General features: G+C 64.2%; 14 protein-coding genes. 10 read left to right on the top strand and 4 right to left on the bottom strand.

Annotated features, from left to right (window positions below; all coding sequences use genetic code 11):
• Nucleotides 1-393: 393 nt before the first annotated feature.
• The 3 genes from ABE493_RS18885 to ABE493_RS18875 all read right to left on the bottom strand — a co-directional run bounded on the left by ABE493_RS18885 (nucleotide 394) and on the right by ABE493_RS18875 (nucleotide 3,467).
• The gene (locus ABE493_RS18885) at nucleotides 394-2,076 is read right to left on the bottom strand and encodes an amidohydrolase (protein WP_346500858.1); all 1,683 of its coding nucleotides are present in this window, start codon (nucleotides 2,074-2,076) and stop codon (nucleotides 394-396) included.
• A 98-nt stretch (nucleotides 2,077-2,174) separates the two neighbouring features.
• A complete protein-coding gene (locus ABE493_RS18880; RefSeq protein ID WP_346500856.1) occupies nucleotides 2,175-2,915 on the bottom strand; it encodes a glycine zipper 2TM domain-containing protein in 741 nt (246 codons plus the stop codon).
• A 117-nt stretch (nucleotides 2,916-3,032) separates the two neighbouring features.
• Complete coding sequence (locus tag ABE493_RS18875) at nucleotides 3,033-3,467, bottom strand: OsmC family protein (RefSeq protein ID WP_346500854.1); 435 nt, start codon at nucleotides 3,465-3,467, stop codon at nucleotides 3,033-3,035.
• Between the two features lie 303 nt (nucleotides 3,468-3,770).
• Between ABE493_RS18875 and ABE493_RS18870 the strand changes: the two genes are divergently transcribed.
• From ABE493_RS18870 to ABE493_RS18855, 4 genes are all read left to right on the top strand, one after another.
• Nucleotides 3,771-4,181 (top strand): HU family DNA-binding protein, encoded by a 411-nt coding sequence (locus ABE493_RS18870; protein ID WP_346500860.1) that lies wholly within the window; start codon nucleotides 3,771-3,773, stop codon nucleotides 4,179-4,181.
• Nucleotides 4,182-4,390: 209 nt separating this feature from the next.
• Nucleotides 4,391-4,699 carry a DUF3861 family protein gene (locus tag ABE493_RS18865; protein ID WP_346500852.1) on the top strand — a complete coding sequence of 103 codons (309 nt, stop codon included), beginning with the start codon at nucleotides 4,391-4,393 and terminating at the stop codon, nucleotides 4,697-4,699.
• Between the two features lie 59 nt (nucleotides 4,700-4,758).
• Nucleotides 4,759-5,289, top strand: a complete 531-nt coding sequence (locus ABE493_RS18860) for a hypothetical protein (RefSeq protein ID WP_346500850.1) — start codon at nucleotides 4,759-4,761, stop codon at nucleotides 5,287-5,289.
• A gap of 73 nt (nucleotides 5,290-5,362) precedes the next feature.
• On the top strand, nucleotides 5,363-5,950 hold the full coding sequence (locus tag ABE493_RS18855) for a DUF1439 domain-containing protein (RefSeq protein WP_346500848.1): 588 nt from the start codon (nucleotides 5,363-5,365) through the stop codon (nucleotides 5,948-5,950).
• 270 nt (nucleotides 5,951-6,220) lie between these two features.
• On the opposite strand, the gene ABE493_RS18850 is transcribed toward ABE493_RS18855, so the two are convergent.
• Entirely contained in the window at nucleotides 6,221-6,688 is a 468-nt protein-coding gene (locus ABE493_RS18850; protein ID WP_346500844.1) for an SET domain-containing protein, read from the bottom strand.
• 430 nt (nucleotides 6,689-7,118) lie between these two features.
• Here ABE493_RS18850 and ABE493_RS18845 point away from each other — a divergent pair, with 430 nt between their 5' ends.
• The 6 genes from ABE493_RS18845 to ABE493_RS18820 are packed head-to-tail and all read left to right on the top strand — an operon-like array spanning nucleotide 7,119 to nucleotide 12,816.
• Nucleotides 7,119-7,565 carry an SUF system Fe-S cluster assembly regulator gene (locus tag ABE493_RS18845; RefSeq protein WP_057627263.1) on the top strand — a complete coding sequence of 149 codons (447 nt, stop codon included), beginning with the start codon at nucleotides 7,119-7,121 and terminating at the stop codon, nucleotides 7,563-7,565.
• A gap of 19 nt (nucleotides 7,566-7,584) precedes the next feature.
• Nucleotides 7,585-9,060, top strand: a complete 1,476-nt coding sequence (sufB, locus tag ABE493_RS18840) for a Fe-S cluster assembly protein SufB (protein WP_346500842.1) — start codon at nucleotides 7,585-7,587, stop codon at nucleotides 9,058-9,060.
• A complete protein-coding gene (locus ABE493_RS18835; protein WP_346500840.1) occupies nucleotides 9,057-9,467 on the top strand; it encodes a lysozyme inhibitor LprI family protein in 411 nt (136 codons plus the stop codon). The genes sufB and ABE493_RS18835 overlap by 4 nt, the downstream gene beginning before the upstream one ends.
• 36 nt (nucleotides 9,468-9,503) lie before the next feature.
• Nucleotides 9,504-10,268 (top strand): Fe-S cluster assembly ATPase SufC, encoded by a 765-nt coding sequence (gene sufC / locus ABE493_RS18830; RefSeq protein WP_313316741.1) that lies wholly within the window; start codon nucleotides 9,504-9,506, stop codon nucleotides 10,266-10,268.
• Nucleotides 10,268-11,563: a Fe-S cluster assembly protein SufD gene (sufD, locus tag ABE493_RS18825; protein ID WP_346500837.1), complete on the top strand. Its 1,296-nt coding sequence runs from the start codon at nucleotides 10,268-10,270 to the stop codon at nucleotides 11,561-11,563. The genes sufC and sufD overlap by 1 nt, the downstream gene beginning before the upstream one ends.
• Complete coding sequence (locus ABE493_RS18820; RefSeq protein ID WP_346500835.1) at nucleotides 11,560-12,816, top strand: cysteine desulfurase; 1,257 nt, start codon at nucleotides 11,560-11,562, stop codon at nucleotides 12,814-12,816. Before sufD ends, ABE493_RS18820 begins: the two co-directional genes overlap by 4 nt.
• Nucleotides 12,817-12,989: the final 173 nt, after the last annotated feature.

Genomic DNA, 12,989 nt, shown 5'->3' with positions numbered 1-12,989 from the left:
GCCGCGTTCGGGGGGGGGTTTTTTTTGTGGCGCGGCTCCCCCCGCGCAGCTGGCAGCGCTGAAATCCCCTACAGCCCCTTGATCGGACGAATCGCGAGCTTCGCGGCTGACGCCGCTCCTACAACGAAGCGGCAGGCCAGCGCGTCAGGTACTTCGCGGGCCGAAACCGGAAAACGCGGCTTCTGTCAGTCTTCCGGCGGCGGGGATTTTGTGGGAGCGGCGTCAGCCGCGAAGCTGGCAGCAACGAAGCTACGAACATGCCTGCAATCGGATGGATCACGAGCTTCGCGGCTGATGCCGCTCCCACAAAGAAAAACCGATGCCAAGGGCTTGGCATCAGTTTCCGGGTCACTCAACGTTCAAGTGGACGGCACCATTGCAATCGCAAGGGCTTCAACCCTCCGGCGTAGCCGCTTTGTAAACCGGCTCACCGTCCACCCAGGTCGACAGCACCTTCAGGTCATCGAGCTGGTCGGCGGCGACTTTCAGCGGGTCTCGATCCAACACCACGAAGTCGGCACGCAGGCCGCGCTGCAATTTGCCGACCTGCGCTTCGTCATGGCCAGCCCAGGCCGCGTCGCTGGTGAAGCCGCGCAGGGCTTCGGCAGCACTCAGGCGCTGCTCCGGCTGCCAGCCACCTGGCGGCTGGCCATCGCGATCCTGGCGGGTCACCGCCGCGTACAGACCCAGGCGCGGGTCGACCTGCTCCACCGGGAAGTCGGAACCCAAGGCCAGCCGTGCGCCGCTGTGCAGGAAACGCTGCCAGGCATAGGCACCCAGAATGCGTTCCGGCCCAACCCGCTGCTCGGCCCAGCCCATGTCCGAGGTCGCATGGGTCGGCTGCATCGAGGCGATCACCCCCAGCTTGGCGAAGCGCGGGATGTCATCCAGCGCTACCACCTGTGAGTGCTCCACGCGCCAGCGGTGGTCATCACCCTTGTGCGCACCCAGGACTTTCTCGTAGGTATCCAGCACGATGCGGTTGCCGCGATCGCCGATGGCGTGGGTAGCAACCTGCACCTTGCAGCCGTCCGCCTTGCGCACCGCCACTTCGAACTCTTCCGGCGAGGTCATCAGCAGGCCATGGTTGTGCGGATCATCGCTGTAGGCGGTAAGCAGCGCCGCGCCACGGCTGCCCAGGGCGCCATCCATGTACAGTTTGACCCCGCGCATCTGCAACCGCCCACCCGGGTGGGCGTACAGGCCGGCCTTGCACAGGTCTTCCAGCGCTTCATTGTTGCCGTCGGCATAGGCGTCGATGCGCAGCGGCAACTTGCCCTGGTCGGCCAGGCGCTTCATCAGCGTCAGGTCCTCGCGCGACACGCCCATGTCATGCACGCCGGTCAGGCCATTGCTGACCGCCGCCTGCAATGCAGCCTGCAGGCGCTTCTCGCGCGAGGCATCGTCCAATGCCGGGATCTGTGCGTAGACCAGTGATGCTGCGCCGTCGACCAGCACACCGCTGGGCTTGCCAGCGGCATCGCGAAGGATACGCCCACCTTCCGGCTGCCAATCGCCGGAAAGGGATTTGCCAGCCTTCTCGGCAATGCGGATGGCGGCGCTGTTGACCCAACCGGCGTGGCCATCGATGCGCTCCAGATAGAGCGGGCGTTGCGGGAAGGCCGCATCCAGATCGGCGGTGGTTGGGAAATCGGTGTTGTCCCAGCGGTTCTGGTCCCAGCCGCGGCCCAGCAGCCACTCACCGGGCGCCAGGGTTTTCTCGAACGCCTTGAGCCGCTCCACTACCTCGCCGCGGTTGCGTGCACCGCTCAGGTCGGCCTGCATCAAGGTATTGCCCAGGCCGATGATGTGCGCGTGGGCATCGATCAGGCCCGGCACCACCGTGGCGTCGCCCAGCTCCAGCGCTGCTGCCTTCGGGTAGGCCTTGCGCAGTGCCTCGGCGCTGCCCACCTGCAGCACGCGGCCGGTGTCGCTGTCCCAGGCCATTGCGCCAGCCACAGGCTGGGCAGCATCACCGGTGCGGATGGTATCGGCCACCAGCAGCTTGACCTCGGCCTGGGCCGGGAGCGCATGCAGACAGGGGAGCAACAGAGCTACACAGGCAATACGACGCATCACGCACCTCCAGAACGGAATGCGTGGACTATGCCGTCATCCACCGGCGCTGACAAACCGTGCTCTGCGCCTCATCCGGGCAGAAACGCCCGCCGTGCTCAGTCGGCGCTTACGTCGACGCGTACGCGGATCTGTTCGCCCGGGTGATAGTCGCGATGGGTGCGGTATTGGCGGCCGGCGTATTCGTAGGTGACATCGTAGCCATCCACGCGCTCGCTTTCGCTGCCATAGCCGCTGGGCTCGCAGACGCGTACGTCACCGCGCTGGTAATTGGGCCGGTTGCTGGCCTCGTAGATCGCGCGGCCAGCAGCGCCGCCAGCGATGGTGCCGACCGCAGTGCCCAGGTAGCGGCCATCGCCACCTCCGATGCGGCTGCCCAGCACCGCGCCGGCAATGCCGCCGATCACCGTTGCCAACTGGCGGCCGGTCTCGTTGCCCTGCCGGTACTGGCCGTTGTCCTGGCCACGGTCGTAGTAACCATCGTTGCGGTAGGTGTTGCTGCCATAGCCGTTGTTGCCATAGCCACCGGCCTGATAGCCATTGTTTCCATTGATATAACCGCCATCGTTGCGCTCGTAGCAGCGCTGGTTGCTGCCCTGCCCGCCTCCGACGATGACCGGATCGACCCTGACCACCCGCGCATAGTCATAGACCGGGTCGCTGCCATTGGCCTGACCCGGGCGGTACTGACCGTCGTCGTAGCGATCGGGCCGGTACTGGCCGTCATCGTAAGAGCCGTTGGGACGGTACTGGCCGTCGTCATAACGCTGCGCGGACGCATTGAATGCGCCCAGACCACCGGCTAGCAGGACAGCGGCAACAGCAAACGATCGACACATGGCAGTAACCACCGGGTTGGGATGACAGATGCTCAGGTGCGTCGGGTGAAACGACCCTGAATCGGCCCGGCCAGCGTTGCACGCCCGCCGGGCCAATACCAGATCAGGCCGAACAGATCAGGCCGAAAACTCGGTATCCAGGCTGACTGGCACCGCGCTCAAGGCCTTGGACACCGGGCAGTTCTGCTTGGCGTCATCGGCAATCGCGCGGAACCGCGTCTCATCCAGGCCTGGCACCACCGCCTTTACCTTGAGCCGGATCTGCGACAGCTGCGGGCCCCCTTCCATCGACAGGTCGACATCGGCGCGGGTGTCCAGCGAGGTCGGCGGGAAGCCTGCTTCACTGAGCTTGGCCGACAGCGCCATGGTGAAGCAGCCCGCATGTGCTGCGGCGATCAGCTCCTCGGGGTTGGTGCCCTTCTCATCGCCGAAGCGGCTGCTGAAGGCGTAGCGGGTGTTCTCCATCAAACCGCTCTGCGGCGTGCTCAAACGGCCTTGCCCGGTTTTCAGATCGCCTTCCCAGTGTGCGGTAGCGTGACGCGAAATACCCATGGTCGAACTCCTCGTGGTGGATGACGCAACCAGCCTAAACCAGCTCCCGTTAGCAGCTTGTGCGGCACCACCGGCCAACCCGAAGGCGTGCCCGTCGAGGCGGGGCGACAGCGCCAGCGATCACAGCTCAACCCTGCTTTTGCACCACTTCCGGCACCGATTTGTTGTCCAAATACGCCCGGAAGCAATTTTTATGGGCTTTTTCTTCGATTACCTATTGGCGTCACGCAATTCATGCCCTACATTTCGCTTGCCGACGGGGTCGGCACGACCAACAACCAACCGTTCACGGAACAGGAAATCATGGCAAAGACCGCTAAAAAGGCTGCCCCGAAGAAGGCAGTGAAGAAAGTAGCAACTAAGGCTGCAACCAAGGCTGCCGCCAAGCCGGCCGCACCGAAGCCGATCAAGGAAGCACTGACCAAGTCCGGTCTGGTTGCCCACATCTCTGAAGCCACCTCGGTCGCTGCCAAGGACGTGCGCGCTGTGTTCGCCGCCCTGGAAGGCGCCGTCGCTGCCTCGGTCAACAAGAAGGGCGCTGGCTCCTTCACCCTGCCCGGCCTGCTGAAGATCTCCACCGTGAGCGTTGCGGCCAAGCCGAAGCGCAAGGGCATCAACCCGTTCACCAAGGAAGAGCAGTGGTTTGCTGCAAAGCCGGCCACCACCAAGCTCAAGGTGCGTCCGCTCAAGAAGCTCAAGGACGCTGCGCTGTAATCAGCGCGCCCCTTGGCGAAGAAACGGGACGGCTCAGCCGTCCCGTTTTTTTTGGGGCCGCCGCGGCGCAGAAAACGTTCCCATGGCTCGCAGCGTTCCGCCTGTGGCATGGGGGAAACACTGGAACACAGCGTCATGGTCCAAACCCTCGTACCTGTGCCAGCAGCGGCCTATGGTGGCCACTCCCCCGCTTCCCATCCTCCTCCACCATGTCCATCAGCAAGCATCGCTACCGCATCTCCGTCACTCCGATCGAGACCGACGGCCAGCAGTGCACCGGCCGTTGCTCGATCGAGTTCGAACAACGCAGCCAGTACAACTGGATGCACCAGCTGGAATCCGCCCAGGGCCAACGTCGGCTGTCCTGCAATGAGGATGCCGGCATCGTGGTCGCCACCGGCCTGTTGGAAACCCTGGCCGAATCGGCCGGCAAGCCGGGCAGCCTGTTGAGTGCGCTGCAGCCGGAACTGGACCAGCTGCTGCACAAGCTGCAGCTGCTGCAGGCCCCTAGCGAATAAGCAGCTGGCCGGGCCGATGGCCAGCCCCGTAGACTGGCGACAACACCCAGGAGCCGCCGATGCGCGCTGTCCCACTGTTGATCGCCACCACCCTGCTTGCCGGTTGTTCATGCCAACGCAGCCCGGATGCTGCGCAGGTTGCGCCCGCAGCGCCGGCCCCAGCCACCGCAGCAGTGCCAGCCGAACTACCGGCACACACAGAACCGGCAGACAGCCAGGCGCAGCGCGCTGAGGCCGCCGGCAAACGCGGAACCGTCGCCGCGCCGGTGATACATGCCTATCTGCAGGCACTGTTCGAGAACAATGGCCAGGCAGATGCATTCTGGGCCGGCGGCCGACCTTCGCCACAGCCTGACGACGCCGGCTTGCGCGCGGTGCTGCCTGCGATGACCAGCCTGCGCGTACACAACGGCAAGGCAATCGCGCTGGACCGCGAGTCGCCACCGCAGGCCCTGGAGATCCCCGTGGATATCCGCCTGGGTAGCGAGGCCGGCAACCAGCGCTTCAAGGGCTGGTACCGGGTACGGCCGCGCATTGAAGGCGATGGCTGGGAAATCACCTCGGCCTCGCTGCAACCAGAATTGAATTGAGCGCGCTAATTGGCCGTTCACCCGATAGGGTTATCTTCTTATTCCACCCTGCTGCAACTACCGAGTGCGCCCGATGAAACTGCGTTCCCTGCTTCTCCCCAGCATTGCCTTGATTGCGCTCGCTGGCAGTGCCCATGCCGCACCGCAGATCAATGGTAAGCAATTGACCGTGGGTGCAGCCGATGTGCAGCAATACCTGGATGGCAGCTTCCCGCGCACGCAGAAGGCACTGGGCGGGCTGCTGGCACTGACTGTCAGCCAGCCGCACCTGACCCTGCCGCAAGGCAGCCGCCTGGACCTGGGTTTCAACCTGGCCATGGCCGCGGGCGGCTCGTCGATGCCGGTGGGTGATGTGCAGATCAGCAGTGGCCTGCGCTACGACGCACAGACCCAGGGCTTCCACCTGGACCAGCCCACGGTCGATGGTTTCCGCCCCAGCACGGCTGGCGGTGGTGAACTGGATTCCAGTACCCGCAGCCTGCTGAACAGCTGGCTGGCCGACTACGCCCGCCGCGAGCCGATCTACAAGATCGACCCGGCCATCGCCAAGGTGATGGGCGTGCTGCAGGTGAAATCGGTCGGCATCCAGAACGGCCGCATCGCGGTGGACTTCAACCAGAACCTGGGCAGCTTCGTGCCGCAGGGGTTGCTGGGGAACTGAGCGGCACTGTTGCTGGAAAGCAAAGAGGCCGCGATTGCGGCCTCTTTCAGCTTTGTTTGTAGGAGCGGCGTAAGCCGCGAAGCTGACGGTGCATCAGCTTGGAAGCAGCGTATTCCCCGTAGGGCCACACAACAGCATATTGATGGCCTCTGAGCTGGCAATGGCTTCGCGGCTTACGCCGCTCCTGCAAAACGGAACATCTGCATTCGCAGTGGCTTCGCGGCTTACGCCGCTCCTACAAAAGCCGAAAGCAGGCTGCGCAGCCAGGACTCAGCGCTTTGGCTGCAGCATGGTGCCGGTGCACTTGGGCGAACCGCAGCGGCATTCCCAGATCTTCTTCAGGCGCGGGGTGTGACGTTCGGCCAGGGTGATGCCGTAGTTGTAGGTCAACTCTTCGCCCGGCTTGATGTCGCGCACCGCTTCGATGAACACCTTGTCGGCGGTGCGGTCGTCGCCTTCTGCCTCTTCGATCATCGCCTCGCAGTTCGGATCGCAGCTGTGGTTGATCCAGCGTGCGTCATTGCCCTTGTAGTTGGCATCGATGACGTAGTCGTCGTTCAAGGTGAACAGAAAGGTGTGGCCGGTCTCTACGTCGCCCGCGTCATCTGCATCCACTTCGGCATGGGTACGGCGCTTGCCCTTGTATTCAATGACGCGCTCGCCCTTCTTGATATCCGCCACAGCGAAGACGCCGTTGCCGTGGATGGAGGATTTGCGCGCCTGGATCTTCTTGGGCATGTACATGGCCGGGACTTGAGTGAGGCGGTGATTCTCCCCCATCGCGCAGGACAACCCAAGGGGAGCACTGCAATCAATGCAGGGAAGGCAGGCCACCGATGTCACGGGCGCTTGGAATCTGGGCGCTGATTCCCTCTCCCTTTGCGGGAGAGGGCTGGGGAGAGGAGAGGCATTTGCTCTCAATTTCTTCATTCTGAGGAAAGAGCAAGCGGCTGCGCCCCTCTCCTGCCTTCGGCATCCTCTCCCGCGAGGGGAGAGGAAACGGCAAGCGGCTGCGCCGCCCCCTCTCCTGCCTTCGGCATCCTCTCCCGCGTGGGGAGAGGAAACAGTAGCGGCTGCGCCGCCCCTGCTCCCACCTGAACAACAGAACTTGGACCCGTCCGCTAGAAAGCGTACAATTTTGGTCCACATTGATGAAGCCCTTACCGCAATGCTCCGCGTCACCAAGCTTACCGATTACGCCACCGTCGTCCTGACCGTGCTCGCCGCACGGCCAGCCGAAGTGTTGAGCGCGACCGATCTGGCTGAAGCTGCCGGATTGGAGCCCCCCACCGTCAGCAAGCTGCTCAAGCCGCTGGCCCAGGCCGGTCTGGTTGAAGGCCTGCGCGGTGTCCATGGCGGTTACCGGCTCACCCGTCCCGCCTCCGAGATCACCCTGATCGAGATCCTGGAAGCGATGGAAGGCCCGCTGGCCATCACCGAATGCAGCCAGGAGCAAAGCCAGTGCGGCCTTGCCGGGCAGTGCGGTGTGCGCTCCAACTGGCGGCTCATCAATGACGTGGTTTCCGATGCCCTGCGCGGCGTCACCCTCGCGCAGATGCTGCACCCCTTACCGCTTGCCGACCGTCGACGCATCAGTGCCGACGTCGTCTCCTGAACAACCGTAGGCAGCCCTGATGGCCACCGAAATCATCGAACCGGTCGACACCGTCGACAGCCCGAACCGTGAAATCCACGAGCAGCTGGGTCGTAAATACGACGCAGGCTTCGTCACGCTGATCGAATCCGAATCCTTCCCGCCCGGTCTGGACGAAGACGTCATCCGCGCGCTCTCGGCCAAGAAGGAAGAGCCCGAGTGGATGACGCAGTGGCGCCTGGATGCCTACCGCCACTTCCTGACCATGCGTCAGCCCGACTGGGCCAAGCTCGAAATCGCGCCAATCGACCTGCAGGCGCTGAGCTACTTCTCCGCGCCCAAGGGCCCGAAGTACCAGTCGCTGGACGAAGTGCCCCAGGAACTGCTGGACACCTACGAGAAGCTCGGCGTGCCCTTGCATGAGCGCGCAAAGCTGGCCGGCGTCGCCGTGGATGCGGTGTTCGACTCGGTCTCGGTCGGCACCACCTTCCGCAAGGAACTGGCCGACAAGGGCGTGATCTTCTGCTCCATCTCCGAAGCCATCCGCGAATACCCGGAGCTGGTGCGCAAGTACCTGGGCTCGGTGGTGCCGGTGGGCGACAACTATTTCGCCGCGCTCAACTCTGCGGTGTTCTCCGACGGCAGCTTCGTGTTCGTGCCGGCCGGCGTGCGCAGCCCGATGGAACTGAGCACGTATTTCCGCATCAACGCCAGCAACACCGGGCAGTTCGAGCGCACCTTGATCATCTGCGAGGACAAGGCCTACGTCTCCTACCTGGAAGGCTGCACCGCCCCGATGCGCGATGAGAACCAGCTCCACGCCGCGGTGGTCGAGCTGGTGGCGCTGGAAGATGCCGAGATCAAGTATTCGACCGTACAGAACTGGTACCCGGGCGATGAGAACGGCGTTGGCGGCATCTACAACTTCGTCACCAAGCGTGCCGAATGCCGTGGTGCACGCGCCAAGGTGACCTGGACCCAGGTGGAAACCGGTTCGGCGATCACCTGGAAGTACCCGTCCTGCGTGCTGCTGGGCGACGACTCGGTGGGTGAATTCCACTCGGTGGCGCTCACCCATCACCGCCAGCAGGCCGACACCGGCACCAAGATGATCCACATCGGCAAGCGCACCAAGAGCAAGATCATCTCCAAGGGCATCAGCGCCGGCCATGGCCAGAACACCTATCGTGGCCTGGTCCGCGTGGACCGCGGCGCCGAAGGCGCGCGCAACTACACCCAGTGCGACTCGCTGCTGATCGGCAAGAAGTGTGGCGCCCATACCTTCCCCTATATCGAGGTGAAGAACCCCAGCGCCACCGTCGAGCACGAGGCCACCACCTCCAAGATTTCCGACGACCAGCTGTTCTATTGCCGCGCGCGCGGCATCGACCAGGAAAACGCGGTGTCGATGATCGTCGACGGCTTCTGCAAGCAGGTCTTCAAGGAACTGCCGATGGAGTTCGCGGTGGAAGCCAAGAAGCTGCTGGAAGTGTCGCTGGAAGGATCGGTCGGATGAGCCGCCTGCCGCTGCTACTGCTGGCCGTGCTGCCTTTCGCTGCCTTCGCGGCGTCGCCGGGCAAAGCCTGTGACGACGCCCGCACCCAGTTTGAACTCAACGAGTGCGCGGCAGCGGATGCCACCGCCGCCGATACCGAGCTCAACGCGGTGTACCGGCAGGTGATGCAGAACCTGCAGGGCCAGCCTGTCGCGATCGACAAGCTGCGCGCCGCCCAGCGCCTGTGGATCCCGTTGCGCGATGCCGACATCGAAGCGCGCTACCCGGTTGGCAAGGACGAGGATCCCCGCGTCCTGTACGGCTCGATGTACCCGATGCTGTACTCCGGCAACAAGGCCGAATTGACCCGGCAGCGCACCCAGTGGCTGCGCGCCACCTTCCTCGATCGCGCCGAAGGCGAGCTCTGATCGCCCCGCACCCTACATATTGAAGAACGCACCCTCATGCTGAAGATCGAAAACCTGCACGCAAGCATCGGCGACAAGGAAATCCTCAAGGGCCTGTCGCTGGACGTGAAACCGGGCGAAGTACACGCCATCATGGGCCCGAACGGCGCCGGCAAGTCCACGCTGGGCAATGTGTTGTCCGGCCGCGAAGGCTATGACGTCACCGCCGGCACCGTGCTGTTCGAAGACAACGATCTGCTGGAGCTGGAACCGGAAGCGCGCGCCGCTGCCGGCCTGTTCCTGGCCTTCCAGTACCCGGTGGAAATCCCCGGCGTCAACAACACCTACTTCCTGCGTGCCGCGCTCAATGCACAGCGCAAGGCGCGCGGTGAAGAAGAACTGGACTCGATGCAGTTCCTCAAGCTGGTCCGGCAGAAGCTGGCCGTGCTGCACCTGAAGGATGAACTGCTGCACCGTGGCGTCAACGAAGGCTTCTCCGGTGGCGAGAAGAAGCGCAACGAGATCTTCCAGCTGGCCGTGCTCGAGCCGAAGCTGGCGATCCTCGACGAAACCGATTCGGGCCTGGACATCGATGCACTCAAGAGCGTCGCCGATGGCGTCAACGCGCTGCGTTCGCCGGAACGTTCGTTCCTGGTCATCACCCATTACCAGCGCCTGCTCGATTACATCAAGCCGGACGTGGTGCATGTGCTGGCCGACGGCCGCATCGTCAAGACCGGTGGCCCGGAACTGGCGCTGGAGCTGGAAGCGCACGGCTATGACTTCCTGAAGGACCGCGTGGTCCGCGAGGCGGCCAAGTAATGAGCGCTCTTCTGGAGTCGTTGCGCGAATCCTTCGCAACAGCCCGCACATCCATGTGCGGGGATTCAACGAAAATCGCCGAACGCGAGTCGATTCTTGAGGCTGCGCTCAAGACCGGCCTGCCCGCCGCCCGCAACGAGGCGTGGAAGTACACCTCGCTACGCCAGCTCGAGCGCCGCTCGTTCACTGCCGCGCCGCTGCAGGCGCCCGCCATCGATGCCGAACTGCTGGCCGACATTCCGTCGCCGCGTCTGGTCTTCGTCAACGGCCGCCATAGTGCTGCCCTGAGCGATCTGTCCACGCTGGACGCGGGCGTGCAGGTGCGCACCTTGTCGGCCGTGCAGAACGACGAGCCGGAGGCATTGCGCTTCCTCGGCCGTCGCTTCGAACGCGCCGAAGAAGTGTTCGCCCAGCTCAACGCCGCACTCGCCGATGAAGGCGTGCTGGTACAGGTTGCCGATGGCGTCGTCAGCGAAACACCGCTGCATCTGGTCTTCGTCAGCGCAGCCGACAGCAGCGATCACGCCTGGCATCACCGCCACCTGATCGAACTGCGCCGTGGCGCCGTGCTCGGCCTGGTCGAGCATCATCTGCAGGCCGGTGACAGCGCGCATCTGGACAACACGCTCGTGCACGTCCATATCGCCCAGGACGCGGTGCTGTCGCATGCCCGCGTGCAGGCTGGCAGCGCCCGCGCCACCTCGCTGCTGCGCACCGATGCGGTGCTGGCCCGCGATGCACAGTACCGTCGCATCGATCTGGAACTGGGCGCTGCACTGAGCCGTCATGAGCTCAACGTGCGTCTGGAAGGCGACAACGCCAAGCTCACCGCCAATGGCGTGCTGCTGGGCACCGGTCGGCGTCATATCGATACCCGTCTGGGCATCGAACACATCGCAAAGAACACCAGTGCCGAGCTGGTCTGGCGCGGCGTGGCCGCCAATCGCAGCCGCGTGGTGTTCCATGGTGGCATCAACATCCGCGAAGGCGCCGATGGCACCGATGCCAACCTGTCCAACAAGAACCTGCTGCTGTCGGCCGATGCCGAAATCGATACCCAGCCGACGCTGGTGATCGACGCCGACGAGGTCAAGGCGGCACATGGCGCCACTGTTGGCCAGCTCGATGCCAATGCGCTGTTCTACCTGCGCTCGCGCGGCGTGCCGGCCGAACAGGCCCGCGCCATGCTCAGCGCCGCCTTCTGCCACGAGCCGCTGGCTGCCGTGGAAGGCGTTCTCACCGAAAAGCTGGCCCGCCACCTGGACCAGGCACTGCAACAGGCAGGCATGGCATGAATCTCAGTTCCCCGCGTCCGATCCACCACCCGGCCAGCGCCCCCGACTGGGAGCGCGTGCGCGCCGATTTCCCGCTGCTGATGCGTGAAGTCAACGGCAAGCCGCTGGTGTATTTCGACAATGCCAACACCGCGCAGAAGCCGCTGTCGGTGATCGGCGCGGTGGACGAGTTCTACCGCCGCTACAACGCCAATGTCAGCCGTGCGGTGCATGCGCTGGGCACCGAGGCTACCGATGCCTACGAGGGCGCCCGCAACAAGCTGGCGCGCTTCCTCAACGTGCGCGCCGATGAGCTGGTGCTGTGCAGCGGCACCACCTTCGCCATCAACCTGGTGGCGTACTCGTGGGCCTTGCCGCGGCTGAAAGCCGGCGACGTGATCCTGGTCTCGCGCATGGAGCACCACGCAAACATCGTGCCGTGGCAGCTGGTCGCCCAGCGCACCGGCGCGACCATCCGCGTGGCCGAGATCAAACCGGACGGCAGCCTGGACCTGGACGCGCTGCATGCAGCGATGACCCCGGAAGTGAAGCTGCTGGCGCTCACCCATGTCTCCAACGTGCTGGGCACCATCAACCCGGTCCGCGAGATCTGCCGTGAAGCCCGCAAGCGCGGCATCATTACCGTGATCGATGGCTCGCAGGCTGCGCCGCACCTGCTTATCGACGTCGCCGCCATCGGCTGCGACTTCTATGCGGTGACCGGCCACAAGATGTGCGGCCCCACCGGCACCGGCGCGCTGTGGGCACGTCGCGAGCACCTGCAGGACATGCCGCCGTTCCTCGGCGGTGGCGAGATGATCAAGGAAGTCAGCTTCGACGGCACCGTGTTCAACGACGCCCCGCACAAGTTTGAAGCCGGCACCCCGAACATCGCCGGTTTCATCGGCCTGGGCGTGGCGGTGGATTACATGGAAGCGCTCGGCCGCGAGCACATCGAGGCACGTGAGCAGGAACTGCTTGCCCACTTCACCGAAGAGCTGCAGCGCGCCGAAGGCGTGCGCATCTTCGGCACGGCTCCGCACAAGGCGGCGGTTGTGTCGTTCCAGATCGAAGGCGCACATGCCCACGACCTGGCCACCCTGCTCGACCTGCAGGGCGTTGCCGTGCGTTCGGGCCAGCACTGCGCACATCCGCTGCTGCAGTACTACGGCGTAGCGGCCACCTGCCGCGCCTCGCTGGCGTTCTACAACACGCATGAAGAGATTGAATCCTTCATGGTCGCGCTGAAGAAAGTGCGCACGTTGCTGGGCTGAGCAGCCGCGTTGTGTTTGTGGGAACGGCGTGAGCCGTGAAGCTAAAAATCCAACAATGCAAAGCGCTCCCCATCCCCAACCCTCCCTTGCCTGCAGCAAAAGGAATTGGGGATGTAGTGCCGAGCCATGCTCGGCAAGGGCTTCACCGGTAGAGCCTCAGCCGAGCATGGCTC

The organism is Stenotrophomonas terrae (genome assembly GCF_039674165.1).
Classification (GTDB): Bacteria; Pseudomonadota; Gammaproteobacteria; order Xanthomonadales; family Xanthomonadaceae; genus Stenotrophomonas; species Stenotrophomonas terrae_A.
Note: the sequence above shows the minus strand (reverse complement) of the source record. Positions and strands in the feature narration are given on the sequence as shown.